Here is a 24,388-nt window from a genome sequence, read left to right as displayed (position 1 = left end):
GGGAAACGGTTTCCCCTTCCCGGAGCGCAACATGGCCATAGATTGCGAAGATCAGGAGCTACTTGACGGTTTCCTAGCCGAAACCACCGAACTCCTGGAAAAACTAGACGACGACCTGATCTCCCTGGAGAAGAGCCCGGAAGACGCGGACCTGATGAACCGGATCTTCCGGTCCATCCACACCGTTAAGGGGGCCTCCAGCTTCCTCGGCTTCGACATGCTCGTCAAGGTCACCCACAAGACCGAGGACGTCCTGAACCGCCTGCGTAAAGTCGAGCTCAGGCTGAACTCGGAGATCATGGACGTGATCCTCGAGGCGGTCGACCTGGTGAAGACTCTCGTGGCCGACATAAAGGCGGGTGAGATCGTCGAGCGGGACCTCGAGGGGACCATAGCCAAACTGATCCCGTTTCTCTCCGAGAACGCGGTCGAGGCGACCGTGCTCGCCCCAGTGTTTGCGCCCAAGGAGGAAAGCGCACCTGCAGCCGCCGGCGCCGCGCCCTCCACCGCGGCCGGGCCGGAACCGGTGAGCGAGCCCGAACCCGCCGCGGCAGAGTCTAAACAGGCGGCACCCCAGCCGGCAGCTCCGCAGCAGGCGGCTCCTCCCCCCCAGCCCAAACCGCAGCCGGTCAAGGAAGCGGCCAAACCCGCCCCTCCCAAGGGTGGCGAGGATCTTGCCGACAACTCTACGGTCAGGGTCGACGTGAAGCGCCTCGACGACCTGATGAACCAGGTGGGCGAGCTGGTGCTGGAGAGAAACCGCATGATCCAGCTCTACAGCGATTTCCAGACCGGCCTGGACCCCACCGGCTTCGGGGATGATTTCGGCAAGCTATCCAAAAGGCTCAACTTCGTCACCTCGGAACTGCAGATGCAGGTCCTCAAGATGCGCATGCTTCCGGTTGAGAAGGTCTTCAAGAAGTTCCCGCGCATCGTCAGGAACTTAGCCCGCGACCTCGGCAAGGAAGTCGACCTCATCATTTACGGTGAGGAGACCGAACTGGACCGCTCCGTCGTGGACGAGATCGGCGATCCCTTGATCCACCTGATCCGTAACGCGCTGGACCACGGCCTGGAGACTCCCGACGAGCGCCTCGCCGCCGGCAAGGGACGCACCGGCACCGTGGTGCTCTCCGCCGCCCACGAGGGAAACCAGATCGTCATCAGCATCAAGGACGACGGCCGCGGCATCAACCCGGACAAGATCGCGAGGAAGGCTATCGACAAGGGGCTCGTCAGCGAGGAACAGGTGGCCGCCATGGGGACCCGGGAGATCCTCGACCTCATCTTCCTCCCCGGCTTCTCCACCAAGGAGCAGACCACCGACCTCTCCGGCCGCGGCGTCGGCATGGACGTGGTGCGCACCAACATCAGGAAGCTGAACGGCATCATCGAGATCAAGAACGAGCTCGGCCACGGCAGCGAGTTCATCCTGAAGCTGCCGCTCACCCTGGCCATCATCCAGTCGCTCTTGGTCGAGGTCGAGGGCGAGGTCTACTCGATTCCGCTCGCCTCGGTCATCGAGACCATGCGGGTGAGCAAGAAGGAATTCCACATGATCGGCGGGCAGGAGGTGCTCAAGCTCAGGGACTCGGTGCTGCCGCTATTGCGCCTGCAGCAGGCCTTCGGCGTGAGCGAGGTCTACACCGAGCGCGACACCTGCTACGTGGTTATCGTCGGCGTCGCGGAAAAAAGAATCGGCTTGATCGTGACCCGGCTCCTAGGGCAGCAGGAGGTCGCCATCAAGTCGCTGGGCAAGTTCCTGGCAAACCTCCCGGGGATCGGCGGGTCGACCATCATGGGAGACGGCAGGGTGGCACTGATCGTGGATCCGATCGGACTGGTCGGGGGCGGGGCAGCCTGAGGGGACAACAATGGCCTTAGACATGAAACCATTTGACGCGAAGAGCGCCCCGAAGATTTCCGACAAGGATTTCGAACAGCTTCGGGACTACATATACAACGTCTGCGGCATCTACTTCCACAGCAGCAAGAAGTATTTCCTGGAGAGCAGGCTCGCGCGCAGGATGGAAGGGACCGGCTGCAAGACGCACGCGGACTACTACCAGTTCGTGCGCAGCCCGGCCACCGGCCGCAGCGAGCTCTCGAAGCTCCTCGATGAGATCACCACCAACGAGACCTGCTTCTTCAGGAACATGCCCCAGCTTAACGCACTGGAGAACAAGTTCCTCCCGGAGATCGTCGCGGCCAAAGGGAAGATCGGCTTCAAGAAGCTGCGCATCTGGAGCGCCGGCTCCTCTTCGGGGGAAGAGGCCTACACCATGGCGATGATCCTCCTCGAAAAGCGGCAGACCCTCCTGAAGGACTGGATCATCGAGATCGTCGGGACCGACATCAACGAGACGGTGCTGGCCCAGGCCCGCGAAGGGGTCTACAACAGCTACTCGGTGCGCAACACCCCGGACTACTACCTGAAGAAGTACTTCAAGGAAGAGGCTCCCGGGAAGTTCGTGCTCTCACCCGAGGTGAAGAAACTGGCCACCTTCAGCCAGCTGAACCTCTACGACGACAACAAGATGCTCTTCATGAAGAGCTTCGATTTCATCTTCTGCGCCAACGTGCTGATATACTTCGACACCTCGTCCAAGAGCAAGGTGGTGCAGCATTTCTACAACAACCTGCAGCCGTATGGCTACTTCTTCGTGGGGCAGTCCGAGTCGCTGCACGGGGTGAACGACAAATTCAAGACCGTACACTTCCCCGGCGGGTTCACCTACAACAAGTGAGGACGATGCAATGGATAAAAAAGCCATGATGCAGACCGCCCAGGAGATGGTCGAGAGTTTCATAGACCTCCCCACCATCCCGCACGTGGCCACCCGGGTGATCGAGCTCCTGGACCGCCCCGGTGTCGAGCTGGACGAGGTGGCCGACATGATCCTGGCCGACCAGGTCCTCGCGGCGCGAGTCATCAAGATGGTGAACTCCCCGCTCTACAAGCCGGCGAACGAGATCAAGTCGGTCAAAAGGGCGCTCATCTACTTAGGCTTCCGCCACATCCGCGAGCTCGCCTTCACCTGCTCCTTCGTCGACGTCTTCGAAGGAAGGGACGGCATCTTCGACGTCCGCTCCTTCTGGGAGCACTCCTTCGGCGTGGGTGTCGTGGCCAAGATCATCGCCCAGCGGGTGCGCTATCCGGATACCGAGAAGGCCTACCTGGTCGGCATCGTGCACGACATCGGGGAAGTCTTTCTCTCCTTCTACCGCAAGGACGCCTTCCGTGAACTCCTCGACTCGGTGAAGGGGCAGCCCTTCCGCCTGGTGGACAAGGAGGCGGAGTACCTCGGCACCTCGCACAGCGAGATCGGCTACTGCATCGCGAAGAAGTGGAACTTCCCGGCCGACTACTGCGAGGTGATCGCTCTGCACCACGCGCCGGAAGACGCGACCATCGACCCGACGCTCTGCGCCATCGTCAACCTGGCCGACCTCTTCTGCTCGGTGCGCCAGCTCGATTACGGCGGGACCTCCTGGGTCTCCTTCAACCTCGCCGAGGAGAAGGCCTGGGCCATCCTCAAGGCTTACGCCCCGAGCCTGGTCGATCTCGACGTCGAACGTTTCTGCTACGAATTAGACGACCGCGTCCCGGAAATCCAGGACATGGTCAAGTCGATTTTCCAGGGGATAGGAGCCTCAGAACCGTCATGATGCCCGCAATGCCGAAAAAACTCAGGGTGCTGATCGTCGACGATTCCTCCTTCATGCGCATGGCGATCAGGGGCATCCTCTCCAAGGCCCCCGGCGTCGAGATCGTCGGCATCGCCGCGGACGGCATGGAAGGGGTCGACAAGGCCCTGGCCCTCAAACCCGACCTCATCACCATGGACGTGGAGATGCCCCGCATGGACGGCATCGCCGCGCTCAAACAGATCATGGCGAAGCAGCCCACCCGGGTCATCATGGTCTCCACCCTTACCTGCGAGGGTGCCCGCTCCACCTTCGAGGCGCTCGAGGCAGGCGCCTTCGACTACGTCCCAAAGAACGTCAGCGACTCCAAGGACGCCCAGGCGGTGTTCCAGAAGGCGCTTCTCGAGAAGGTCCAGGAAGCCTCGGTGAGCAGCATCCCGAAGCGTCCGGGCGTAGGTCTCGTCCAACGCGTGACCCCCGCGCCCGCCGTGCGCCCCTCCCAGTTCGCCCACCGCCGCATCGGCTGCGTCGGCATCGGCGCCTCGACCGGGGGGCCGGTGGCGCTCCAGGAGGTCATCTCCCGCATCCCGGTTAACTTCCCGCACGGCATCGTCGTCGCCATCCACATGCCCAAGGCCTTCACCGGTCCTTATGCCGAGCGGCTGAACGCCAAGTGCTCCCTCACCGTCAAAGAGGCGGCGGACGGCGATATCGTCAAGGGAGGGCAGGTGCTGGTCGCCCCGGGCGGCATGCACACCACACTGGTCAAACAGGGGAGCAACATCGTGGTGAAGACCTCGCCGACGAGCGAGTTCCCGCAGTACATCTACATCCCCTCCGTCGACCAGATGATCACTTCGCTCGCGGACGCCAGCAACGGCGCCATGCTCGGCGTGATCCTGACCGGGATGGGGAACGACGGGTTCAAGGGGATGAAACATCTGAAGGAAAAAGGTGGGCTGACCCTGGTGCAGAACGAGGCGACTTCGACGATCTACGGGATGCCGCGCGCGTGCATCGACGGGAAGGTGGCCGACGTGGTGCTTCCGCTCGACCAGATCGGTTTCGAGATCGGCAAGATAGGTTAGACGCTAACGCCTGGCCTCCACCAGGAGGCCGCGCTTTTTTACCGTGACGCTGCAGCGGGAGAACCCCTCCCGCTTCAGGCGGAACAAGAGGCAGGGAGCGGCGATCGCCCGCACCTCCGCGAAGAAAAGACGCAACTCCCCCCGCACATCCAGGAACAGCCCCATCCCCCCACGGATCTCGCCCGGCTCGCACGCGCGCTCCTCCCCCACGGCGGAGGGTTGCGCCTTTCCCCCCTTCGACGGCAGCAGGGCAAGACAGATGAGGTGCAGGGTGCGCAGCGCTCGACGCATCAGGAGGCTTCCCGCGCTTCAGCCGACTGCTCGACCGCCCGCTCCGCAGATGCCTTCTGCACCTTTCCCTTGAGGCTTCCCCCAAAATACACGCCGGCCACCACCAGCATCCCTCCGAACAACTGAGGCAGCACGATCTTCTCGCCGAGAAGCAACGCGGCCTGAAGGGCGCCGAAGAACGGTACCAGGTTGACGAACACGGCCGCACGCGACGCCCCTATCCTCCCGACCCCCTGGTACCACCAGACGAACCCCGCCACCGTCCCGAGGAGGGCGAGCTGCAGTATGGAGAGCCAGCCGACCCAGGAAAAGGCGGGCCACGGTCCACCGAGCACCGCATGTTCCACCACGGCCGCCGGCACCAGCAGCATAGTCCCGAAAACAGCGGCGTAAGCCGTCGCCGCGAGCGGCGTGAAGGCGCCGAGCGCTTTTTTGCCGAGGATCGAGTAGAGCGCCCAGCAAAGGGGAGCCCCGAGCATGATGAGGTCCCCCTTGTTGAAGGCGAAGTTGGCGATCACCGCGAAGGACCCTTTTGAGATGACGATGGAGACGCCGACAAGGGAGATGAGAAGTCCCGCAGCCTGGGTGGCGGAAACCCGCTCCCTGAGCCAGAGCGCCGAGAGCACCGCGGTTAAGAGCGGGTTGATGGCGACGATGAGCGCGCCGCTGGTCGCCGTGGTGAGTTTTAGGCCGGTGAAAAAGACCGCGTTATAGCAGAAGATGCCGGTGAGCCCCAAGCTGAACAGGAGCGCGAACTCCCGGAAGGTTTTCGGCGCGGGAAAGCTCCGGCTCTCCCTGCGCGCGTGCCAGACGGTGAGAGCGACCAGGCAAAGCGCCGCGATGGCGAAGCGGCTGCTTGCCGCGAAGAAGGGAGGTGCCTCACGGACCGCAAGGCGCGCCGCCACGAAGGTCCCCCCCCAGAAAAACGTCGTGAGCACAAGCTTCAGATACACCGACTTCAAAGTACCGCTCATCCCCTCTGCCCCTTATGCCGCGTGGCGTCGCCGAAGCCACCCCACACGCTTGCCGCTCCCTTCCGTTCCAAGCATCCTCCCGTATCTGCCGGTCAAAACCAGCGGATCATCTCATGTTCCATGTCGACCTGGTAGCGGTGTCTGCGCAAAAAGTCCATGCCGAGCAGGCCGTCGTGCATGCCGGTCGCGCCGCCGTAGGAGATGAGCTCCACCTCCATCGGGCCGTGCGTGTTTGGGCCCACGGTCAGCGCGTCGATCTTCACGATCTTGGAACGGACCATGCGGCCGTCGGCGAGCTCCGCCAGCGCAGTCCTCGCAGAGGGTAAATCAATAGGGAGCCTGGTGGCAACAGTTTCGTGCAGCGCCGTCCGCGTCGCACCGGTATCCAGCAAGAGCTCAAGCCGTACCGAGACCCCGCCGTGCCGTACCGTGACCGGGACGAGCACCTGGTTATCGACCACGCGTACCCGGGTGCTTCCCTCCGGCATGGATGACGTCGCAGCACCGGCGAGCTGCTTGTCCGCGCGCGGGGCAGCGGTCTCCACCGAGCTCCTCTTCCCACCATCGGCCTCCTGCGTCCCCGCCGGTGCAGGTGCCGCCGCCTGAGCCCCACCCTGCCCCGGCCGGAGCCCCTTCTCCTGCGGGACTTCCGCCTGCGCGACAGCCTTGCGCGAGGTGGGCGGTGTGGCGTCCGGCAGGAACAGGTATCCCCCCGCTGACACAAGACCAAGGACCAGCGCACCTCCGACGAACTTCCAGGCTTTCGCGAGCCTCCGCTCCTGGTGCGAGACCGCCTTCCCCGACAGCTCCTTCGCGTAGGCGGTGAGCTTCTTCCCGATCAGAGGATCAGGGCATTCCGCCGCGAGTAAGGAGAACACCTCGACGCCCCGCTGGTCCCCGTTTCTCACCACCGGCATCGCCACGACGCCAAGGAGTTCCAGCACCGCGTCCTGCACCCGGCGCCGCTCACCCGGCTCCAGCGCCTTCCCCAATTCCGGGAGAACAACCTTTCCGATGTCGAGCAGGGCGGCCAGGAGCAGCTCCTGCCTGCTCGCCGCGTCTCCCCCCTCCCGCATCTCGAGGGCGACCCTTTCCTTTATCCCCGCGCACAGATGCTCGATATCCATGGAGATCACCCGTACCTGCCGCGTCCAGTGGTTTGAACCGCATCCGTCACCCGCGTGACGACAGGACATTCTAACGCAATAAGCGCCTACCGTCCCGAGACCATAATGGATCACTCTCCCGGCGCGTCAGCCTTTTGCAGTTCCAGGTTTTCGCCGTCCATCGCCGCGGCCAGACGCACCACGTACCCCATGATTATCAGCGCCGCTCCCCAGGTGACGAGCAGAATACCCCACCAGATACCGGAGAGCCCAAGTCCGAGCATATCCGCCAGGAGGTAGAAAACCGGGATCGGGAAGACGATCTGCCGGGCGAGCCCGATAACGAGCGGGAAAACGGGGCGCTTCAGCCCCTGCAGCACGGAAACGCTTGTGTAAAGGATCACGTAGGCGATGAAGACGAAGCACTCGATATGCAGGTAACCGACGCCGATGGCCACCACCTTCGCGTCCTTGCTGAAGATCCGCATCAGCGGTCCGGCAAAGAGGTAGGCGGCCGCGGTGCCGAAAGTCATGAGGATGATGCCGGCGCGCAGCGCCGTCCGTATGGTCAGCACCACCCGCTCATACTGCCGTGCGCCGCTGTTCTGGGCGACCAGCGCCAGCGTCGCCACGTTCATCCCCATCACCGGGAGCAGGGCGATCTGCTCTATGCGCGTCGCGATGCCGTAGGCCGCCACCGCGTCGGAGCCGAAGCGTCCCACGAACCAGGTGATCACGAAGATGCCGATGGCCACTGTCATCATGTTGAGGCTGGAGGGGAACCCCTGCTTCGCCAGCATGAAGTAGGCGTGACGGTCCGGTAGCAGTTCGCGCAACCGGAAGCGGGAGAGCATGCCGGCTCGTTTCACCCGCACCAGCATGTAGGCGTTGCCGATAGCCTGCACCAGCACCGTGGCCCACGCGATGCCGGGGAGTCCCATGGCTGGGATGCCGAAACCGCCGTACATGAACCAGGGATCGAGAGCCAGGTTCAGGAAGAAGCCGAGTACCAGGTAGTTGCGGAAACTGCGGCTGTCCCCGGTCGCGTTCAGGATCGCGTTCAGGACGTAGTTCACCAGGAAGAAGATGCTGCCGGTGAAGATGCAGTTCATGTACTGAAGGGCAAGGTCCTTGACGACCCCCTTCGCGCCCAGCAGGTCGAAGAGCAGGGGCGCCAGGACAAGACCGACTACGGCAAGGAGCACCCCGTGCACGAGGCCGAACGAGACGGTCTGGCCGGAGAGGTGGCGCGCACCTTCCCGGTCTCCCGCCCCGAGAGCGTGGCCGATAAGGGCGGTGGCCCCGGTGGAGATGCCTGCGCCTATGGCGATGATCAGAAAGAAGACAGGGAAGGAAAGGGAGAGCGCCGCCAGGGCGTCGGTGGAGATCCGCCCGCCGTAGAAGGTGTCCACCACGTTGAACATGGTGTTGAAGAAATAGCCGATGCTCGTCGGTAGGGCGATCTTGCGGATCAGCCCGGGGATGGGGTTCTTGAGCAGGTCGTAGCCGGGTTCTTGCATGGGTGCCTCGTACTTTGCTGCGGGCTTGTCCGGGCAAGCCGGCTTTCTCCGGCAGTCAGACAAGTCAGACAAGTCAGACCAGTCAGACGGGTCGGACGGGTCGGACGCCGGTGGACGCCGGTGGACGCTTGGCCGGGCCAAGCCGGAAAGCTTTAAGATTACCCGCTCCCAGGACAAAAAAAAAGAGCGGACGAGCCGCTCTTTTCATTTGTTTCTTGTCGCGTGAGGCTTAACGCCCGCCCGCCTTGCCGGCCACCTGCACCCTGATCAGGGCGCGCTCGAGAGCGGCCTGGTAGATGCGGAAGTTCTTGTCTTCCGGGGTGAGCGACTTGAGCTCGGTCTCGGCGCGGCCGAGAGCGGCCTTCGCACGCTCCAGGTCGATCTCGTCGGCACGCTCGGCGGTCTCGACCAGCACGGTCACCTGGTCGTTCTCCACTTCGAAGTAGCCCCAGTTGAGCGCCAGGTGATGCAGCACGCCGTCCTTTTTGTAGGCCAGCTCGCCGATCTTCAGCGAGGTGAGGAACGGGGCGTGGCCCGGAAGGACGCCGAACTCGCCAAGAGCACCGGTCGCGGTGATCTCGTCGACCTCTTCGGAGAGGACCTTCTTGTACGGGGTTACCAGTTCAACCTTCAGTTTTTCAGCCATATAAACCTCTTGAGGCAAAGGTTGCGGGAGAGGGGGACGGGCACCTGGCGGAGCCGGTCCCCTTAACCTTCAACCTTCAGCCGTACCAGATTAATTACACCGCGAGCTTCTGAGCTTTCTCGATGGCTTCCTCGATGGTGCCGACCATGTAGAAGGCCTGCTCCGGGAGGTCGTCGTGCTTGCCGGCGATGATCTCCTGGAAGCCCTTGATGGTGTCTTTGAGCTCGACGTACTTGCCCGGGGAACCGGTGAAGGCCTCTGCAACGTGGAACGGCTGGGAGAGGAACTTCTGGATCTTACGGGCGCGGGCAACGACCAGCTTGTCCTCTTCGGAAAGCTCGTCCATACCGAGAATCGCGATGATGTCCTGGAGGTCCTTGTACTTCTGGAGTACGTACTGAACCTGACGGGCTACGCCGTAGTGCTCCTCGCCGATGACCTGCGGATCGAGGATCCTGGAGGTCGAGTCGAGCGGGTCCACCGCCGGGTAGATGCCGAGCTCGGCGATCTGACGGGAAAGAACCGTGGTCGCGTCGAGGTGGGCGAAGGCGGTTGCCGGAGCCGGGTCGGTAAGGTCGTCGGCCGGTACGTAGATCGCCTGAACCGAGGTGATGGAACCCTTGGTGGTCGAGGTGATGCGCTCCTGCAGCTCACCCATCTCGGTAGCGAGGGTCGGCTGGTAACCGACGGCGCTCGGGATACGGCCCAGAAGCGCGGACACCTCGGAACCTGCCTGGGTGAAGCGGAAGATGTTGTCAACGAAGAGGAGCACGTCCTGGCCTTCCTCGTCACGGAAGTACTCTGCGATGGAGAGCGCGGAGAGAGCAACGCGGGCACGCGCCCCCGGGGGCTCGTTCATCTGGCCGTACACGAGGGCGGCCTTGTCGAGAACGCCGGACTCTTTCATCTCCATCCAGAGGTCGTTCCCTTCACGGGTACGCTCGCCGACGCCGGCGAAGACGGAGAAACCGCCGTGCTGCTTGGCGATGTTGTTGATGAGCTCCATGATGAGAACGGTCTTGCCGACGCCTGCGCCGCCGAAGAGGCCGATTTTACCGCCCCTTGCGTACGGTGCGAGCAGGTCGACGACCTTGATGCCGGTGGTGAACGCCTCGACCTTGGTCGACTGGTTCACGAATTCCGGTGCCTCGCGGTGGATGCCGTACTCTTTCTCGTTGCCTACCGGACCCATCTCGTCAACCGGCTCGCCGATGACGTTGAGGATGCGGCCCAGGGTCTTGCGACCGACCGGCACGGAGATCTGCTTGCCGGTGTCGAGGACCTGCTGGCCACGAACCAGACCGTCGGTACCGTCCATTGCGATGGTCCTGACGGCGTTCTCGCCCAGGTGCTGTGCGACTTCGAGAACCAGGTTGAACTCCTGGTCGTCGATCGCGGGGTTGGTTACCCTGAGAGCCTGGTAGATCGGGGGAAGCTTGCCCGGCTCGAATTCGACGTCGATAACTGCGCCGATGACCTGCGAAATTTTTCCGAAGTTCTGACTCATGTTTAAACCTCTTCCTTTTGCGGCCGAGAGGGCCACATATTTTTATAAGTGTTAACCCTTGATCGATTCAGCGCCGGAGATGATTTCCATCAGCTCGGTCGTGATGGCCGCCTGACGAGCCCTGTTGTAAATCAGGGTCAGCTTGGCGATCATCTCGGTGGCGTTTTTGGAGGCCGCATCCATCGCCGTCATCCTGGCGCCGTGCTCGGAAGCCACCGACTCGAGGAGGGCCTTGAAGACCTGTACCTCGATGTGCTTGGGAAGCAGTTCGTCAAGAAGCGCGCCTTTGGACGGCTCGTAGATGTACTCGGTCCCGATTTCGTCCTCTCCATCCGCCTTAGCCGCGATCGGCAGCAGCTGCTCCAGGGTGATGTCCTGGCTCATGACGCTCTTGAACGCGTTGTAGATGATGAAGACTTCATCGTACTCTTCCGCCAGGTACCCCTCGATCAGCTCGCCAGCCAAAAGCGCCGCGGTCTGGTAAGAGAGGGTGGAGAAGATGTTGCCGTGATGCTTGCGGACCGTGTGGCGGTTCCTCAGGAACTCATAACCCTTGCGGCCGATGGTCATCAGGGTCATTTCCTTGAAGTCGCCCTTGCGCTCCTTCATGAAGCGGTCGGCGGCCTTGGAGAGGTTGGCGTTGAAGCCGCCGCACAGGCCGCGATCCGAGGTCACCACCACCAGGAGGGCGCGACCGCCGTCGCGCTTCACCATGAGCGGATTGGCATCCGACTCCTGGGTCTTGGCGAGACGCTCAAGCACCTCAGCGAGCTTACCCGCGTAGGGACGCGCAGCGACCACGTTCTCCTGGGCGCGACGCAGCTTGGCGGCCGAGACCATCTTCATGGCCTTGGTGATCTGCCGGGTATTTTTTACGGATACGATCCGTTTCTTGATGCTCTTAAGGTTTGCCATTCGCTAAGTCCGTCCTTGGTTTAGGCAGTAAATTCCTTCTTGAACTCTTCGAGGCCGGCGATGATCTGAGCTTTCAGGTCGTCGTCGATCGCCTTCTTGTCGCGCAGGGTGGCGAGGACGTCCGCCTTCCTTGCGTCGAAGAACGCGTAGAGTTCCTGCTCGTACTTGCCAAGCGAGTTGACCGGGTAATCGTCGACGTAGCCGTTGTTGGCGGCGAAGATGACGAGAACCTGCTTCTCGTTGGAGAGCGGCTTGTACTGCGGCTGCTTCAGGATCTCGACCAGACGGGCACCACGGGCGAGCTGCATCTGGGTGGCCTTGTCGAGGTCGGAACCGAACTGGGCGAATGCCGCCATCTCACGGTACTGAGCGAGCGCCAGACGGAGGGTACCGGCAACCTGCTTCATCGACTTCATCTGTGCGGAACCGCCGACGCGGGACACGGACAGACCGACGTTGATGGCCGGGCGTACGCCGGAGTAGAACAGGTCGCTCTCCAGGTAGATCTGGCCGTCGGTGATGGAGATGACGTTGGTCGGGATGTACGCCGAAACGTCGCCTGCCTGGGTCTCGATGATCGGCAGAGCGGTGAGCGAACCGGCGCCGCAATCGTCGGATACCTTGCACGCACGCTCGAGGAGACGGCTGTGGAGGTAGAAGACGTCGCCCGGGTAAGCTTCACGCCCCGGCGGACGGCGAAGCAGCAGGGAAAGCTGGCGGTAAGCGACGGCCTGCTTGGAGAGGTCATCGTAGATGATCAGGGCGTGCTTGCCGGCATCGCGGAAGAACTCGCCCATGGTTACGCCGGTGTACGGTGCGATGAACTGCAGCGGAGCAGGCTCGGAAGCGGTAGCGGCAACGACGATGGTGTAGTCCATCGCGCCGTGCTCTTTCAGCTTGGAAACGACCTGGGCAACCGTGGAGCGCTTCTGGCCGATCGCGACGTAGATGCAGACGACGTCGCCGCCCTTCTGGTTGATGATGGTGTCGATGGCGACGGCGGTCTTGCCGGTCTGACGGTCGCCGATGATCAGCTCGCGCTGACCGCGCCCGATCGGAACCATGGAGTCGATAGCCTTGAGGCCGGTCTGCATCGGCTGGTGAACCGACTTACGCTTGACGATACCGGGGGCCTTCACTTCCACCTTACCGAAGGTGTCGGTGTTGATCGGGCCGAGGCCGTCGATCGGCTGGCCGATAGCGTTGACGACGCGGCCGACGAGAGCCTGGCCTACCGGGACCTCGACGATCCTGCCGGTACGCTTGACGGTGTCGCCTTCCTTGATCTCGGAGAACTCACCGAGGATCGCGGCGCCGACGTTGTCTTCCTCGAGGTTGAGGCACATGCCGGTGATGCCGTGCGGGAACTCGAGGAGCTCGCCTGCCATCGCCTTGTCAAGACCGTGGATACGGGCAATACCGTCACCGATGGAGATGATGGTACCGGTTTCGGCTACCGCCACCTCTTTGCCGTAATCCTTGATCTGCTTCTTGATAATCTCGCTGATTTCTTCCGCTTTGATTTCCATAGAACCGTCTCACCCCTTCTGTAATATATCCTGAATGTTAGCTAACTGTGTCCTTACCGAGCCGTCGAAGACTTTATCGCCGATCTGGGTGACCACGCCGCCGATGAGCGCCGGATCGACCACAACCTTCAGTTCAACCTTTTTCCCCGTCGACTTGGCGAGCGCCCCCTTGATCTCCTCGACCTGCGCCGCGTCGAGCGGCAGCCCGGAGGAGAGGGTCGGACGGATCACGCCGGAAAGCTCGTCGGCGAAGACGCCGTAGCTCTCCGCGATCTGCGGCAGCACCGAGATGCGGCTGCGCTCGAGGAGGAGCATGAGCAGGTTGGAGATCATCGGGGAGATGGAGAGCTTGGCCACCAGGTCCTTGAGGATCTCTTTCTTCTCTTCGATGCCGTAGGCCGGGTTCGCAAAGATTGCGGAAAGCTCGTTGCTGTCGGTCAGGACAGAGCTGAAGCGGGACAGTTCGCCGTTGAACCCTTCCACGCTCCCTGCTTCCGAGCCAATCTGCACGAGTGCCTTGGCGTAACGTTTGGCAATAGCGTTAGTACTCAATGTAGAGTCACCACCTTCGAGATATAGTCGCCCACCAGCTTGTCCTGGTCGCCTTTTGCAATGTTCTGCTTGATCTTCTGCTCGGCCAGTTCGACCGCGAGGCGTGCGGCCTCGGCGCGGAGCTCGTCTTTCGCCTTGAGGACTTCCTGCTCGGCGGCGGCCTCGGCCTGAGCCTTGATGCGGGCGGCGGCCTCTTTAGCCTCGGCGATGATGCGTTCCTTCTCGAGTTCGCCTTCACGCTTCATGTTGGCCGAGATCACCTCGATCTCCTTGTTGGCCTCGTCCAGACGCGTGGAGTACTCGGCGAACTTCTTCTCGGCGGCTTCCTTCGCCTCGACGGCTTCCTTGAGGGTCTTCTCGATCCCTTCGCGGCGAGCGGCCAGGGTCCCCTTCACGTCGGCCTTCTTGAGGGCCCAGACGGCGATGGCGACGAGGGCGGCGAAGTCGATGCAGCGCCACATGAAGTCCTTCATCTGGGCGCCGGAGTTCGCATGGTGACCGCCTTCGGCAGCCTCCTGGGCGAAGCCCATGGCGGCCAGGCCGAGGACGAGGGCGCTGACGGAGAGGGTATAAACCAGGGTACGTTTCTTCATGCTACAGGCTCCTCCCCAGAACTTTTTCACAGATTTCAGCGGACAGGGTCTCGGCGCTCGCGGTCAGGACGCGGCGTGCTTCCTCCGCCTCCTTGGCGACCTTCGCCTTGATGGAAGCCAGGGACTCGGTAGCCTCGGCACGGGCCTTGTCGAGGATGGCGGCCTCCTGCTGCTGGGCCTCCTTCTTCAGAGCCCCGCGCTCGTCGGCGGCGCCGGCGCGGATCTCGCGCATGCGTGCCTCGTAAGCGGCCAGCTTCTCCTGGACCTCCCTGTCAACCTCGGCGCTCTTCTGCTTCGCCCCGGCGACCTGGGCGGCGCGGTCGGCGAGCTGTTTCCTGAGCGGCTTATAGAGGAAGACGTTCAGGAGCAGTACCAGCACCAGGAAGTTCACCAGCTGGAATACAAATGCGATGTCTAAATTGATCACCAAACCACCTCTATTCGAACATTTTTAAAGGCGTATACGCCTTTGACTCTGTTTGGGGTCCGCGCAAAACAGGTGATTGCTATCACATAAATGCTTTTTGTGTCAAGCGATTTATCCGTTTGTGCGAAGAATTGTATACACTTTGACAAGGCCAAACATCAATGTCTTGTGGCTGTACCACTGGACCAATCGGACCACCCGGAAGCGGTCTCAAGGACGTGAACCGAGAGTTAGCGCGGGTTTTGTAGACAGGATCGTGTATGACATTTGGAACGACGTTCGGAACTGCTACCCAATGGGTAGTGAATCTGAAACAGGTACGGCAGGTGCTACTGAGGAAAAAGGAAGGAGCGACTTCTCACATGGCACGCCCTAACTCCTCCCCCCGGAGGGGGGAGGTTGGGAGGGGGGAAGCCGGAACAAAGCCGCTGCGCGCCCCCTCCCTGACCCTCCCCCTCCGGGGGCGGGGATTTGGGAGATGGGGACCACACCCACTTAGAGGTTCAAAAGCTCCACGATGCGGGTCAGCTCCTTCATGTCGCCGAAGCTGATCTCCAGCTTCCCGCCGCGCCCGGAGCGCTTGAGCGCGACCTTGGCGGCGAAATGGCGCTGCATGCGCTCGACGAGATCCTTCTGGTCCGGGTCGAGCGACGGCTTCGCCGCCTTCTTCGGCGGGCCCGCCTTCCTGCGCTTAACGAGCGCCTCGGTCTCGCGCACCGACAGATGCCCCTTCACGATCTCGTCGCGCACCGCCTTCTGCTCCTCGGCGTCCTCCAAGGTCAAAAGCGCACGCGCGTGCCCCATGGAGATGCGGTCCTCCGCGACGTCGCGCTTGATCTCCACCGGAAGGCGCAGAAGACGCAGGGCGTTCGCGATGGTCGAGCGTTCCTTGCCGACCCTCTTCGCAAGCTCCTCCTGGGAAAGCGAGAAACGCTCCAAAAGGGCGTGGTAGGCCTCGGCCTCCTCGACCGCGTTCAGGTCCTCGCGCTGGATGTTCTCGATGAGCGCCATCTCCAGGGCAGTCTCCTCGGAGACGTCCTGGATCACCACCGGGACTTCCCTGAGCCCCGCCTTCTGGGCCGCACGCCAGCGGCGCTCGCCGGCGATCAGCTCGTAGTGCCCCGCCTTCTTGACCACCACGAGGGGCTGGATGATCCCCTTCTCCCTGATGGAGGCGGCCAGTTCCTCAAGCTTCTCGTTGACGAAGGTCTTTCTCGGCTGTTCCTTGTTCGGTTTGATCTCTTCGATCGGGCAGGAGAAGTACTTCTTGCCGTGGTCCTCCACGACCGGGAGCAGCGCCCCCATCCCCTTGCCGAGTCCCATTTTCTTAACCATGCGACACCTCGCGCGCGATTATTTCCTTGGCCAGATCCATGTAGCTCGTCGCCCCCTTCGAGGTGATGTCGTACAGGCAGATCGGCTTGCCGTGCGACGGCGCCTCGGAGAGCCTCACGTTCCTCGGGATGACGGTCTGCATGGTCTCCCTGGGGAAGTGGGTCCGGATCTCCTCGCCGACCTGGCGCGAGAGGTTGTTCCTCGCGTCGAACATGGTGAGGAGGATCCCCTCGATGGCGAGCGACTTGTTCAGCCCCTGCTGGATCAGGTTGATGGTCTTCAGTATCTGCGAGAGCCCTTCCATCGCGTAGAACTCGCACTGCAGCGGGATCAGCACGGAGTGCGCCGCGGTCATCGCGTTGATGGTCAAGAGGTTCAGCGAAGGAGGGCAGTCGATGAAGATGTAGTCGTAGGAGCCGGCGAGGGAATCGAGAATCTTCTTCAGCTTCCTCTCGCGGTCGGTCACGCTCACGAGTTCCAGCTCGGCGCCGGCGAGGTCGGAGGTGGCCGGGAACAGGTGCAGGTAGGGGAGTTCCGTCTTCAGCACGATGCGCGCTGCGGGTGCATCGTTGATCAGGGCATCGTAGATGCTCTCTTCGAGGACATCCTTATCGGCGCCCACGCCGCTTCCCGCGTTCCCCTGCGGGTCCATGTCCACCAGGAGGACGCGCCGCTCGGCAACGGCCAGAGATGCTGCCAGGTTCACCGCCGTCGTGGTCTTGCCCACCCCACCCTTTTGATTCGCCACACAGATGATCTTAGCCATGATTTCTTCTCGATTTGTGAATGATCCGAGTCTTTCCCACAATGCAAAGCATGGAAAACTACCATACTGACGGGGCTATGAAAAGCGTTTTCTCAGGAAGCGAAGCCGCCGCTTCCTTGACTTTGGTCAAGGCGCCCACGCAGGCAAGGGTTTATGCTGCCCGCGCTGAAGCTGGATAGAAACCTGAAAAACGAAGGGGCCTCCCATGAAGAAACTGATTCCCGTTCTGCTGCTGTCACTCAGCGCCGGCGCCGCCTATGGCTTCGAGTGCAACGTCTGTCACAGCAAAAACCCGGCGATGGTCAAGATGCACAAGGCACTGAAGGGGAGAAACTGCTTCGACTGTCACAAGATGGGCGAGAAGCTGATGGGCAAAGGGGTCCCCAAGGACAAGGCCGCCCAGATCAAGCGCCGCGAGACCGAAGAGATCTGCTTCGAGTGCCACAAGAAATAACGGACGTTCTACGTTCTGCGTTCTACGTTAAAACCCCACAAACACTCTTTTTGCCCCGTCCGGCCCCTCCGCGGATGGGGCTTTTTTTTGCAGTTCGCACCTCCTCCGTTATACTTGGGACTTTAGTGCCATGGATTTCAGGAGGATACATGCCCCGCCCCTCAGATTTGTCCATCCGCAGCAAGTTCTTCGGACTCATGTCGCTGCTTCTGATAGCTCTCCTCCTCGCCACCGGCATCTTCACCTACCAGCGCCAGAAAGAGTTCATCCTCCGCTTCGCGGTGGATAACGCACGCAGCCTGGCGACTCAGTTGATCGAAACGCGGGAGTACATGTCGTCGGTGGTGAAGGACGAACCGGAACGCAACTACGGCCTCGTCCCGCAGGTGGTGGCAACCCAGGTGGCGAGACGGGTCACCCAGAACAGCAAGTTCTACGTGCGCCAGGTCTCCTTGCGTTACCGCAACCCGGAAAACCGCCCGGACGCTTACGAGACCGCCCAACTCACCAAGTTCATCACCCAGCCCGCCGCCGAGTCCTACGGCATCGTGGAAAGCGGCGACTCCAGCGTCTTCCGCTACCTGCTGCCGATGCGCGCAACCGCCTCCTGCCTCGAGTGCCACGGCAGCTACCAAAGCGCCCCGGACTTCGTCAGAAAACGCTTCCCCCCCGGCCACTATTCCTACAACTACAAGGTGGGCGAGGTGATCGGTGCCGTATCGGTCACCGTACCGGTCAAGGACCTCTACGCCCAGCTCGGCGCGAACCTGAAACTCGACATGATGGCGCGCGGCGCCGTCTTCCTCATCGTCACCATCGTCATGGCGTTCATCATGAGCCGGCTCATCATCGAGCCGGTCCGCCTTCTCTCCGCTGCGATCATCAACGTCACCAGGACGGGGAACTTTGAGGAGAAACTTCCGCAGAAGTCTCACGACGAGATCGGCATGCTCATCGGGGCCTTCGACGACCTGATGGACGAGCTTTCACGCCGCACGGTGCAGTCGCGTGAGGCGGACGAGCGTTACCGCCGCTTCATCGAGGTCGCCGCCTCGGCCGTGATCACCTTCCTGAAGGACGGCAAGATCGTCATCGCCAACGAGAAGGCGGAAGCTCTCCTCGGCCGGAACCGTCAGATGCTCCTCGGGGAAACCGTCTTCGACTTCCTCGAGGGGGGAGAGGAGCTGAAGGCGCGCATCGAACAACCCGGCGAATTCAAGGAGGAGACCACGCGGCAACGGGTGGTGAGCGCAGGGGGGAAAGTCGTCCCGGTGGAGATGGTGGTGTCGGCTTCGAAGACCGATGGTGAACCGCTTTTCACAGCGATCCTCAGGGAGCGTCGCGACGCCTGAACTCCCGTTTTCCGGTGACGATGTCGCAATCGTAAAGTCCCCCTCCCCTTGCGGGAGGGGGAGAACTGGAAGCAAGGAGCAAGCGGACAAGCGGCTAAAGGGGCGGCGCGAGAGAAACTTTGCGGCGCCGGGGCGTGTTGTGCTAGAGTGTGCCGACCAAATCAAGGAGAAACCGTTAAATGGCAAAAGCTGGCAAGGAACTTTACGTGGGAAGCCTGTCCTACGATATCACCGAATATGAAATCAATAAGTTGTTCTCCGTCTCCGGCAAGGTGACCTCCATCCACCTCATCACCGATCCGACGACCGGCCAGTTCAAAGGGTGCGGCTACGTGAGGATGTCCACCGAGGCGGAAGCCAAGGACGCGATCGACTCCCTGGACGGCGCATGGCTACTCGACAAGCAGATCACAGTCTCCTACGCCAACCCGCAGAAGATGAAGGCGGGCGGCGGCGGCGCCAAGGGGCTCCCGAGGTGGCGCGTCGAGGCGGCCGAAAAGAAGGCGGCTGAAAAGAAAGCGGCAGCGGCAACACCGGCTCCGGCAAAGCCTGCAGCTAAACCGGCTGCGAAACCTGCCGCGAAGGCCGCAGCGAAACCCGCCACACGCCCCGCGACGACCAAGCCCGCAGCCGGGTCGGCCAGACCGGCCGGTTCGAAGCCTGCGTCAGCCAAAGCCGGAGCGGCAAGGCCCGCAGGAGCGAAGCCCGCCGCGCGTCCCGGCAACGGTCCCAAGCCCGGCGGCAGGAGTGGGAAGCGCTAGCCGCTTGCTCCCCGCTCTCTAAGTCTCTCCCTCCCCCGGAGGGGGAGGGTCGGGGAGGGGGAAGAGGATGCCTGTAGCCGATAGCTTCCCCCCTCCCAGCCTCCCCCCTCCGGGGGGAGGAGCATATCCCCTCCTACGCACGTCCCACCTTCCCTTCTAATCAGCAACCGTCTATACTACGCCTCATGATTACCCAGGAGATGATCAAGAACTTCCCCACCTCCCCCGGCGTCTACCTCATGAAGACCTCGGACGGCACCGTCATTTACGTCGGCAAGGCACGCAACCTGAGAAACCGGGTCCGGGCCTACGTCGGCGACACCCGCGACTCCCGCGTTCACATCCGCTTCATGGTGCAACTCGTCGAATCGGTCGACTACCTGGTCACCGACACCGAGAAGGAAGCACTCATCCTCGAGAACACGCTGATCAAGCAGCACCGGCCGAAGTACAACATCAACCTGCGCGACGACAAGACCTACTTTTCGCTGCGCATGGACATGAAGGAAGACTTCCCCCGCCTCTCGCTGGTGCGCAAGATCCCTTCCGACGGCGCACGCTACTTCGGCCCCTACTCCTCCGCCACCGCCGCGAAAGAGGTGCTGAAGCAGCTCTACAAGATGTTCCCGCTGCGCCACTACCCGCTGGCGACCTGCATGGCCAGAAAGCGCCCCTGCCTCTACTACCAGATCAAGCAGTGCTCCGCCCCCTGCTGCGGCATGATCGGCAAGGAGGAGTACGCGGCGCTTGCCGAGGGGGCCGCCCTCTTCCTGGAAGGGAAGAACACCGAGATCGCCCGCCTGTACCGCGCGAAGATGAACCAGGCGAGCCAGGAGATGCGCTACGAGGACGCGGCCCGCTTCCGGGACCTGGTGCGCGCCATCGAGGTTACCGTGGAGCGCCAGAAGATGGTGGCGCAGGGGGGCGACAGCGACGTATTCGGCCTGCACCGCGACGGGGACCGGATGCAGATCGCCCTCTTGCACATCCGCGGAGGCACCGTGACCGGCGGACGCAGCTTCCTCTTCGAGTGGGAGATGGAAACCGAGGAAGGGCTCGCCTCGTTCCTGAACGAGTACTACGATCTGGACGCACCGATCCCCCCCCAGGTGCTGATCCCGATGGCGATACCCGAGCCGGGCCCGCTCGAGGAGCTCCTTTCCGAAAAGGCCGGAAAGAAGGTGAGCATAGCGGCGCCGCAGCGCGGCCCCAAGCTGGAGATGGTGAAGCTCGCGCAGAAGAACGCGGAGACGGCAGCCAAGGAGCGTCTGGCGAAGGAGAGCTCGTCCGAGACCCTGCTAGGCGAACTGGCCGACAAGCTGCACCTTTCCCGCCCCCCGAGAAGGATCGAATGCTACGACATCTCGAACATCCAGGGGGAGATGGCGGTGGGGAGCCGCGTCGTCTTCATCGACGGCAAGGCCGACAAGAACCTGTACCGGCGCTACCGGATCAAGGGGGTGCTGCAGTCCGACGACTTCGCCATGATGCGTGAGGTGCTGTCGCGCCGTTTCAAGGCGGAGACCACCGAGGAGCAGCCCGATCTCATCGTGGTCGACGGCGGTCTCGGGCAGTTGGGTGTCTTGAACGCGGTGCTCGAAGAGCTTGGCGTTTCAGGGGTTGAGGCCGCGGGCCTCGCCAAGAGCCGCACCTTCAGGGACATGGAAAGCGAGGAGATCTCGAAGAGCGACGAGCGCGTCTTCCGACCGGGGAGGAAGAACCCGATCGTGCTCCGGCAGAGTTCCGCTCCGCTGCTCCTTCTCGCGCGCATCCGCGACGAGGCGCACCGCTTCGCGGTCACCTACCACAAGGCGGTGCGCAGCAAGATCATGACCGGCTCCGAGCTCGACCAGGTGCCGGGGATCGGCGCGAAAAGGAAGAAAGCGCTCTTGAAGCACTTCGGGAGTCTGAAAGGAGTACGGGGAGCGACGCTGGAGGAACTGATGGCCGCGCCGGGGATGACCGAGAGCGCGGCAAAGGCGCTGCGAGAGAAACTGGAACCCCGGAAGGAGTCCGACTAGCTCCTCCCCCCGGAGGGGGGAGGTTGGGAGGGGGGAAGGCCTACAACCGCGCCCTCTTCCCCCTCCCCAACCCTCCCCCTCCGGGGGAGGGAGCTGAAACCAAAAAGGGGGCGCCGGTTCAACCGGCGCCCCCCTTCTTTTTATCTCGCAACCGCCGCCTTCGCGGTCCGGTTTACTTCCCTTTCTTCAGGTCGAACAGGATCAGCTTGGCGATCGCCTTCAGCGTCTCGAAGACCCCCTCGCCGGTGGTGGCACAGGCCTCGAAGTCGGGGACGCCGGTCGGGTTCAGCTCGCGGCGCAACTCATCCACGCTCACCACGTTCGGAAGGTCGCGCTTGTTGTACTGGACCACGTAGGGGATCTTGTCCAGGTCGTACCCCTGCTCGATCAGGTTGATGCGCAGGTTCTCGACGCTCTCGATGTTGGCGTCCATCCTCTCTTCCTGCGAGTCGGCGACGAAAACCACGCCGTCCACACCCTTCAGAATCAGCTTTCTCGACGCATCGTAGAAGACCTGCCCGGGGACGGTGTACAGGTGGAAGCGGGTCTTGAAACCGCGGATCTCGCCCAGGGCGAGGGGAAGGAAATCGAAGAAAAGGGTGCGCTCAGTCTCGGTCGCAAGACTGATCATCTTCCCTTTCGCGTCAGCAGCGGTCTTCTGGTAGACGTACTGCAGGTTCGTCGTCTTGCCGCAGAGACCCGGGCCGTAGTAGACGATCTTGCAGTTGATTTCTCGAGAAGCGTAGTTGATGAAAGACATCCGGCTTTACCTCTTATAGTTACTGCCTAGCTAAACAGGTTGTCGATATCGTCGTCGGTGATCTCGGCGAAGGGGAACTCGCTGTCGCCGGTCTTCTCCTTCTCCTCGCTCTTCTCCAAAAGCCGCGTGAAGATCGCCGTCAACTCCTCCGACGCCTTCTTCACCCTCAACCTGACGAGTCCCAGAGAGGACCTGGTATCGAAGAGCACCACCAGGATCACCCTTCCCGCCACGATGGAGATGTGCAGGTTGTCCTTCTCGCCCTCATGGAAGAGGATGGAGAACTCCTTCTCCCCGATCAGCTTGGCGAGGCCACCGGTCGCCGCGATGTTGCCTGCGGTGAGCGAAGCGAGCGAGGTAGTGTCAAAGCGCTCGGTCTCACCGCAGCCCGTAATCAACTGGCCGTTCTTGTCGACCAGGAAGATGACTTTGGCGTTGGCTTCGCGCAGCAGCTTGTCAAGCACTACGTTTATCTGTTTGAATTCCTCATCGTACATAATCAACTGAGGATTCGACATGAATGGCTCCTTGGGCAGGTACTGTTGATGCGAACTTATCTATAACAGAAGCGTTCAGCCATTTCAAGGTAATTGCCTTAGCGATAACCGCCCCTTACACGCTCGCAATACCTTTGGCCGCGTCCAGAAGCAGCGCCACCTTGGCGGGATCACCCGCCTCACTGTACAGCCTCAGCACCGGCTCGGTCCCGGAAGGACGGATGAGCAGCCAGGCGCCGTCCTCGAAGATGAACTTGAAACCGTCGCTGAAATTGCGCCCCGCTACGTCGAAACCGGCGATGCTGGTGATCTCCCCGGTCTGCATCTTCTGCAGCAGCGCTTTCTTCGCCTCGGCCTCAATAGGCAGATCGATGCGCGAGTAATGGAAGTGCCCGATCTCGTTCATCGTCTCCTCGAGGAGTGCACGCAGCCCCTTCCCGCTCATCGCCATCGCCTCGAGGAGCAGAAGCGCCATCAGGATCCCGTCACGCTCCGGGATGTGCCCTTTCACGCCAAGCCCCCCGGACTCCTCACCCCCCATCAGGATGTCGTTTTCGAGCATCATCTCGCAGATGTGCTTGAAACCGATCTGGGTTTCGAAAAGCTGCAGGTCGTACTTCCGGGCCAAAAGGTCGATCATCTGCGTCGTGGACACGGTCTTCACCACGCCGCCGCGCAGCCCTTTCCTCTCGTAGAGGTGGCGCAGCAAAACGGTGAAGATGCGGTGCGAGGAGAAGAATTCCCCGGTCTCGTCGACGGCACCGATCCGGTCCGCGTCGCCGTCCAGCGCGAGGCCGACCTGGAAGGCGCCTCCCTGCACCAGCGCGGCCAGTTCGCACAGGTGCTCGGCGATCGGCTCGGGAGGGTGTCCGCCGAAGGAGGGGTTCTCGATGCCGTGGATTTCTTCAAGGCCCGGGACGAGGGTGGGGAGCACGCCGCATCCCGCGCCGAACATGGGATCGACCACGGCCTTGATGCCGGAGGAACGGATCAGTTCCAGATCGACGTAGTGCCCGAGCTGGATCAGGTAGGGGGCGACGGCATCGAACTGCTCCACCTGTCCCGCAGCAAGCGCCTCGGCAAGCATCGTCGCCTGCACCGGGCGCTCCGCGGCGATGTTTTCCGCAACCATCTGCTCCAGGACCTTGGTGGTCGAGGGGCGCGCTGAGCCGCCGAAGGACTCTTTTACCTTGAAGCCGTTGTAACGTGGGGGGTTGTGGCTCGCGGTGATCATGACCCCTACACCGGCTTTTTTCTCATGCACGGCCCAGGAAAGGGCGGGGGTCGGTGTGTAGCCTTGGGCAAGCCAGGTCTTGATGCCGTTGCCGGCGGCAATGGCCGCCACGCGCTCGGCAAACTCCCTGGAGAGGAAACGGCGGTCGTAGCCGATCACCAGCCCCTTCCCGGCAAGCCCCTCCCGGTGCATGTAGTCCATGGTCGCCTGCGCCACCAGCGACAGGTTTTCGAAGGTGAAGGTGTCCGCGATCACGCCGCGCCAACCGTCGGTGCCGAATTGTATCTGCAAGAGAATCCTCCCTTTATATTAATGACTGCGCATTTTCCATGGCGCCGCCCGATCTGTCAACCTTTAACTTGTCCTAATCCGCCGGGAAGGGTTGACCGGCGCCGGTTATTGGCTTATAAGG

At 62.1% G+C, this 24,388-nt stretch carries 24 protein-coding genes; 8 read left to right on the top strand and 16 right to left on the bottom strand.

The window, feature by feature from the left end; genetic code table 11:
• Positions 1-31: 31 nt before the first annotated feature.
• The 4 genes from D6Z24_RS03735 to D6Z24_RS03720 are packed head-to-tail and all read left to right on the top strand — an operon-like array spanning position 32 to position 4,736.
• Entirely contained in the window at positions 32-1,864 is a 1,833-nt protein-coding gene (locus tag D6Z24_RS03735) for a chemotaxis protein CheA (RefSeq protein WP_129125185.1), read from the top strand.
• A gap of 10 nt (positions 1,865-1,874) precedes the next feature.
• Positions 1,875-2,747: a CheR family methyltransferase gene (locus D6Z24_RS03730; protein ID WP_129125184.1), complete on the top strand. Its 873-nt coding sequence runs from the start codon at positions 1,875-1,877 to the stop codon at positions 2,745-2,747.
• A gap of 10 nt (positions 2,748-2,757) precedes the next feature.
• Positions 2,758-3,669, top strand: a complete 912-nt coding sequence (locus D6Z24_RS03725) for an HDOD domain-containing protein (protein WP_129125183.1) — start codon at positions 2,758-2,760, stop codon at positions 3,667-3,669.
• On the top strand, positions 3,666-4,736 hold the full coding sequence (locus tag D6Z24_RS03720; protein WP_129125182.1) for a protein-glutamate methylesterase/protein-glutamine glutaminase: 1,071 nt from the start codon (positions 3,666-3,668) through the stop codon (positions 4,734-4,736). The genes D6Z24_RS03725 and D6Z24_RS03720 overlap by 4 nt, the downstream gene beginning before the upstream one ends.
• A gap of 3 nt (positions 4,737-4,739) precedes the next feature.
• Here the strand turns inward: D6Z24_RS03720 and D6Z24_RS03715 are convergent, their stop codons facing one another.
• The 13 genes from D6Z24_RS03715 to D6Z24_RS03655 all read right to left on the bottom strand — a co-directional run bounded on the left by D6Z24_RS03715 (position 4,740) and on the right by D6Z24_RS03655 (position 16,897).
• Positions 4,740-5,027, bottom strand: coding sequence for a hypothetical protein (locus tag D6Z24_RS03715; RefSeq protein WP_129125181.1), 288 nt, complete (start codon positions 5,025-5,027; stop codon positions 4,740-4,742).
• Positions 5,027-6,001, bottom strand: a complete 975-nt coding sequence (locus D6Z24_RS03710; protein ID WP_129125180.1) for a DMT family transporter — start codon at positions 5,999-6,001, stop codon at positions 5,027-5,029. Before D6Z24_RS03710 ends, D6Z24_RS03715 begins: the two co-directional genes overlap by 1 nt.
• 92 nt (positions 6,002-6,093) lie before the next feature.
• Positions 6,094-7,128, bottom strand: coding sequence for a retropepsin-like aspartic protease family protein (locus D6Z24_RS03705; protein WP_162605064.1), 1,035 nt, complete (start codon positions 7,126-7,128; stop codon positions 6,094-6,096).
• 110 nt (positions 7,129-7,238) lie between these two features.
• The gene (locus tag D6Z24_RS03700) at positions 7,239-8,627 is read right to left on the bottom strand and encodes an MATE family efflux transporter (protein ID WP_129125178.1); all 1,389 of its coding nucleotides are present in this window, start codon (positions 8,625-8,627) and stop codon (positions 7,239-7,241) included.
• 229 nt (positions 8,628-8,856) lie between these two features.
• Positions 8,857-9,273 carry a F0F1 ATP synthase subunit epsilon gene (locus D6Z24_RS03695; RefSeq protein ID WP_129125177.1) on the bottom strand — a complete coding sequence of 139 codons (417 nt, stop codon included), beginning with the start codon at positions 9,271-9,273 and terminating at the stop codon, positions 8,857-8,859.
• 94 nt (positions 9,274-9,367) lie between these two features.
• Positions 9,368-10,780, bottom strand: coding sequence for a F0F1 ATP synthase subunit beta (gene atpD / locus D6Z24_RS03690; protein WP_129125176.1), 1,413 nt, complete (start codon positions 10,778-10,780; stop codon positions 9,368-9,370).
• A 51-nt stretch (positions 10,781-10,831) separates the two neighbouring features.
• Positions 10,832-11,695, bottom strand: a complete 864-nt coding sequence (gene atpG / locus D6Z24_RS03685) for an ATP synthase F1 subunit gamma (RefSeq protein ID WP_129125175.1) — start codon at positions 11,693-11,695, stop codon at positions 10,832-10,834.
• A gap of 20 nt (positions 11,696-11,715) precedes the next feature.
• Positions 11,716-13,224 (bottom strand): F0F1 ATP synthase subunit alpha, encoded by a 1,509-nt coding sequence (gene atpA / locus D6Z24_RS03680; protein WP_129125174.1) that lies wholly within the window; start codon positions 13,222-13,224, stop codon positions 11,716-11,718.
• A gap of 9 nt (positions 13,225-13,233) precedes the next feature.
• Positions 13,234-13,776, bottom strand: a complete 543-nt coding sequence (atpH, locus tag D6Z24_RS03675) for an ATP synthase F1 subunit delta (RefSeq protein WP_129125173.1) — start codon at positions 13,774-13,776, stop codon at positions 13,234-13,236.
• Entirely contained in the window at positions 13,773-14,369 is a 597-nt protein-coding gene (locus D6Z24_RS03670) for a F0F1 ATP synthase subunit B family protein (RefSeq protein ID WP_129125172.1), read from the bottom strand. The genes atpH and D6Z24_RS03670 overlap by 4 nt, the downstream gene beginning before the upstream one ends.
• A 1-nt stretch (position 14,370) precedes the next feature.
• Positions 14,371-14,796, bottom strand: coding sequence for a F0F1 ATP synthase subunit B family protein (locus D6Z24_RS03665; protein WP_129125171.1), 426 nt, complete (start codon positions 14,794-14,796; stop codon positions 14,371-14,373).
• Positions 14,797-15,291: 495 nt separating this feature from the next.
• Complete coding sequence (locus D6Z24_RS03660) at positions 15,292-16,131, bottom strand: ParB/RepB/Spo0J family partition protein (RefSeq protein WP_129125170.1); 840 nt, start codon at positions 16,129-16,131, stop codon at positions 15,292-15,294.
• Positions 16,124-16,897, bottom strand: coding sequence for a ParA family protein (locus D6Z24_RS03655; RefSeq protein WP_129125169.1), 774 nt, complete (start codon positions 16,895-16,897; stop codon positions 16,124-16,126). Before D6Z24_RS03655 ends, D6Z24_RS03660 begins: the two co-directional genes overlap by 8 nt.
• A gap of 205 nt (positions 16,898-17,102) precedes the next feature.
• Between D6Z24_RS03655 and D6Z24_RS03650 the strand changes: the two genes are divergently transcribed.
• The 4 genes from D6Z24_RS03650 to uvrC all read left to right on the top strand — a co-directional run bounded on the left by D6Z24_RS03650 (position 17,103) and on the right by uvrC (position 21,485).
• Positions 17,103-17,351, top strand: coding sequence for a cytochrome c3 family protein (locus D6Z24_RS03650; RefSeq protein ID WP_129125168.1), 249 nt, complete (start codon positions 17,103-17,105; stop codon positions 17,349-17,351).
• 149 nt (positions 17,352-17,500) lie between these two features.
• The gene (locus tag D6Z24_RS03645) at positions 17,501-18,703 is read left to right on the top strand and encodes a c-type heme family protein (RefSeq protein WP_129125167.1); all 1,203 of its coding nucleotides are present in this window, start codon (positions 17,501-17,503) and stop codon (positions 18,701-18,703) included.
• Positions 18,704-18,882: 179 nt separating this feature from the next.
• Positions 18,883-19,464 (top strand): RNA-binding protein, encoded by a 582-nt coding sequence (locus D6Z24_RS21925; RefSeq protein ID WP_129125166.1) that lies wholly within the window; start codon positions 18,883-18,885, stop codon positions 19,462-19,464.
• 185 nt (positions 19,465-19,649) lie between these two features.
• Positions 19,650-21,485, top strand: coding sequence for an excinuclease ABC subunit UvrC (gene uvrC / locus D6Z24_RS03635; protein WP_129125165.1), 1,836 nt, complete (start codon positions 19,650-19,652; stop codon positions 21,483-21,485).
• A 172-nt stretch (positions 21,486-21,657) separates the two neighbouring features.
• Here the strand turns inward: uvrC and D6Z24_RS03630 are convergent, their stop codons facing one another.
• From D6Z24_RS03630 to D6Z24_RS03620, 3 genes are all read right to left on the bottom strand, one after another.
• Complete coding sequence (locus D6Z24_RS03630) at positions 21,658-22,245, bottom strand: GTP-binding protein (protein ID WP_015722650.1); 588 nt, start codon at positions 22,243-22,245, stop codon at positions 21,658-21,660.
• 26 nt (positions 22,246-22,271) lie between these two features.
• Positions 22,272-22,763: a roadblock/LC7 domain-containing protein gene (locus D6Z24_RS03625; RefSeq protein WP_129125164.1), complete on the bottom strand. Its 492-nt coding sequence runs from the start codon at positions 22,761-22,763 to the stop codon at positions 22,272-22,274.
• A 94-nt stretch (positions 22,764-22,857) separates the two neighbouring features.
• A complete protein-coding gene (locus D6Z24_RS03620; RefSeq protein WP_129125163.1) occupies positions 22,858-24,267 on the bottom strand; it encodes a phosphoglucomutase/phosphomannomutase family protein in 1,410 nt (469 codons plus the stop codon).
• Positions 24,268-24,388 lie beyond the last annotated feature (121 nt).

The organism is Geomonas oryzae (assembly GCF_004117875.1).
Classification (GTDB): domain Bacteria; phylum Desulfobacterota; class Desulfuromonadia; order Geobacterales; family Geobacteraceae; genus Geomonas; species Geomonas oryzae.
Note: the sequence above shows the minus strand (reverse complement) of the source record. Positions and strands in the feature narration are given on the sequence as shown.

Excerpts from the sequence above, each read along its gene's own strand:
- D6Z24_RS03630 (WP_015722650.1), bottom strand. The coding sequence starts at position 22,245 with ATGTCTTTCATCAACTACGCTTCTCGAGAAATCAACTGCAAGATCGTC.
- D6Z24_RS21925 (WP_129125166.1), top strand. The coding sequence starts at position 18,883 with ATGGCAAAAGCTGGCAAGGAACTTTACGTGGGAAGCCTGTCCTACGAT.
- D6Z24_RS03705 (WP_162605064.1), bottom strand. The coding sequence starts at position 7,128 with ATGGATATCGAGCATCTGTGCGCGGGGATAAAGGAAAGGGTCGCCCTC.
- D6Z24_RS03710 (WP_129125180.1), bottom strand. The coding sequence starts at position 6,001 with ATGAGCGGTACTTTGAAGTCGGTGTATCTGAAGCTTGTGCTCACGACG.
- D6Z24_RS03695 (WP_129125177.1), bottom strand. The coding sequence starts at position 9,273 with ATGGCTGAAAAACTGAAGGTTGAACTGGTAACCCCGTACAAGAAGGTC.
- D6Z24_RS03730 (WP_129125184.1), top strand. The coding sequence starts at position 1,875 with ATGGCCTTAGACATGAAACCATTTGACGCGAAGAGCGCCCCGAAGATT.
- D6Z24_RS03715 (WP_129125181.1), bottom strand. The coding sequence starts at position 5,027 with ATGCGTCGAGCGCTGCGCACCCTGCACCTCATCTGTCTTGCCCTGCTG.
- D6Z24_RS03625 (WP_129125164.1), bottom strand. The coding sequence starts at position 22,763 with ATGTCGAATCCTCAGTTGATTATGTACGATGAGGAATTCAAACAGATA.
- D6Z24_RS03720 (WP_129125182.1), top strand. The coding sequence starts at position 3,666 with ATGATGCCCGCAATGCCGAAAAAACTCAGGGTGCTGATCGTCGACGAT.
- uvrC (WP_129125165.1), top strand. The coding sequence starts at position 19,650 with ATGATTACCCAGGAGATGATCAAGAACTTCCCCACCTCCCCCGGCGTC.
- D6Z24_RS03670 (WP_129125172.1), bottom strand. The coding sequence starts at position 14,369 with ATGAAGAAACGTACCCTGGTTTATACCCTCTCCGTCAGCGCCCTCGTC.
- D6Z24_RS03645 (WP_129125167.1), top strand. The coding sequence starts at position 17,501 with ATGCCCCGCCCCTCAGATTTGTCCATCCGCAGCAAGTTCTTCGGACTC.
- D6Z24_RS03700 (WP_129125178.1), bottom strand. The coding sequence starts at position 8,627 with ATGCAAGAACCCGGCTACGACCTGCTCAAGAACCCCATCCCCGGGCTG.
- D6Z24_RS03725 (WP_129125183.1), top strand. The coding sequence starts at position 2,758 with ATGGATAAAAAAGCCATGATGCAGACCGCCCAGGAGATGGTCGAGAGT.
- D6Z24_RS03660 (WP_129125170.1), bottom strand. The coding sequence starts at position 16,131 with ATGGTTAAGAAAATGGGACTCGGCAAGGGGATGGGGGCGCTGCTCCCG.
- atpG (WP_129125175.1), bottom strand. The coding sequence starts at position 11,695 with ATGGCAAACCTTAAGAGCATCAAGAAACGGATCGTATCCGTAAAAAAT.
- atpD (WP_129125176.1), bottom strand. The coding sequence starts at position 10,780 with ATGAGTCAGAACTTCGGAAAAATTTCGCAGGTCATCGGCGCAGTTATC.
- D6Z24_RS03655 (WP_129125169.1), bottom strand. The coding sequence starts at position 16,897 with ATGGCTAAGATCATCTGTGTGGCGAATCAAAAGGGTGGGGTGGGCAAG.
- D6Z24_RS03735 (WP_129125185.1), top strand. The coding sequence starts at position 32 with ATGGCCATAGATTGCGAAGATCAGGAGCTACTTGACGGTTTCCTAGCC.
- atpA (WP_129125174.1), bottom strand. The coding sequence starts at position 13,224 with ATGGAAATCAAAGCGGAAGAAATCAGCGAGATTATCAAGAAGCAGATC.
- D6Z24_RS03650 (WP_129125168.1), top strand. The coding sequence starts at position 17,103 with ATGAAGAAACTGATTCCCGTTCTGCTGCTGTCACTCAGCGCCGGCGCC.